This is a genomic window from Streptomyces sp. NPDC015139, from assembly GCF_043079785.1.
GTDB lineage: Bacteria > Actinomycetota > Actinomycetes > Streptomycetales > Streptomycetaceae > Streptomyces > Streptomyces albidocamelliae.
This window is the reverse complement of record NZ_JBIBUW010000058.1, coordinates 1-1,295: the sequence shown is the minus strand read 5'-3', so window position 1 is coordinate 1,295 and position 1,295 is coordinate 1. Positions and strand designations below refer to the sequence as shown.

2 protein-coding genes are annotated in these 1,295 nt (G+C 70.0%); both read right to left on the bottom strand.

Annotated features, from left to right (window positions below):
* A partial coding sequence (locus tag ACF08B_RS41525; protein WP_392322214.1) for a helix-turn-helix domain-containing protein occupies positions 1-464 on the bottom strand: 464 nt, incomplete at its 3' end.
* Between the two features lie 33 nt (positions 465-497).
* Complete coding sequence (locus tag ACF08B_RS41520) at positions 498-911, bottom strand: helix-turn-helix domain-containing protein (RefSeq protein ID WP_392322213.1); 414 nt, start codon at positions 909-911, stop codon at positions 498-500.
* Between the last annotated feature and the right edge of the window lie 384 nt (positions 912-1,295).

Below are 1,295 nucleotides of genomic sequence, written 5' to 3'. Positions count from 1 at the left end.
AGGGCGGTCAGCCCTTCGCGGACGATCATCCGCTGGATGGTGCGTTCGTCCGGCGCCCAGCCGAGCTGAGCGGCGATGATCCGGCGGATCTGAGCGGCCGACCGCGTCGGGTTCTCCTTCTTCAGCGTGGCGGCGAGCTCCAGCACCTCCGGCGGAGTGCGAGGCCGGGACTGACGCGGCGAGGGGACCAGGGCGTCGAAACCGCCCCGGCGCCACTCCATGATCCAGCGGTCCAGAGTCCAGCGGGTGATCCGCACGCTCCGGCCGTCCGGATCGACGTGGCTCACCGCGGCAAGCTCGCGCACCAGCGCGCCGCGCTGGCGTCGCGACAGGGTCGGGTCGGCCGCCTCCCTGATCAGCATGTATCGGAACAGCCCGATTGCCTGGGCCCGTTCCAGCCGTGTCTGGTCTTCCTGTCCTGCCACCCGTCCACCAGCCTCTCGATCACGCGTCGACAGACGCACGCGCAGAGGCTGGCAGGAGCGGACGGCGTGGCGTCAGGGGCGACTCGTGTTGATCGTTTGCCCAGGCCAGGCGGGGGCTAGCAGTATCCCGCCGGTCACCGCGCAGGCTGCCAGCCAAGGCGACACCGTGCCGATGCGCGTCCACCTCGATGTCATCGACCACCAGGCCCCGACCACCGCGGCGACCGCGTCCGCGAACGGCGTCCGCTCCGTCCCGGGAGGCGCGGGGTCAACCCCGGCGTCCACCAGCAACACCGTGAAATACCGCCGCACCACCTCGGCCCGGGCAGCGAACCGACGCAGCCATCCCCGCACCGTCTCCACCGGCCGGCCCAGGAGTTCAGCGATCACCCGAACCCCGACGCCGGACGCTTTCGCCGCCAGGGCCGCCCCGATCACCTCAGCCACGTCCGCCCGCCTGACCAGCGCGAAGACCGGAAGGAGCACATGCGAGATGCCGCATCTGACACACCTGGCCCGCCTGGGCCGCACAACGACCAGCCTTCCGGCCGCGTCCCGCAGTACACGCGAACGTGCCCAGCCCCACCGGCTCAGAAGCCCCTCACATGCCGGGCAGAACAACTCGCCCGCGGCCAAACACCTCTCGACCCGCGCCGGGTCGGCCTCTACCGTGAGCACAGCGCCTCCGCGCGCTACACGGCCCTCCCGGCGCTCGGCCAAGAGATATCGGGAGGGCCTTTCACATGCCCTTCGTCGGCAAGGTGCCGCCCCAAATCTGCACCTCTTCGTCGGCAGGCACGCTTACCGATCATGTCGGCACCAAGCTGCCCAAACTGCCGCACTCATAGGCATTTTCAATGACGCCTAACA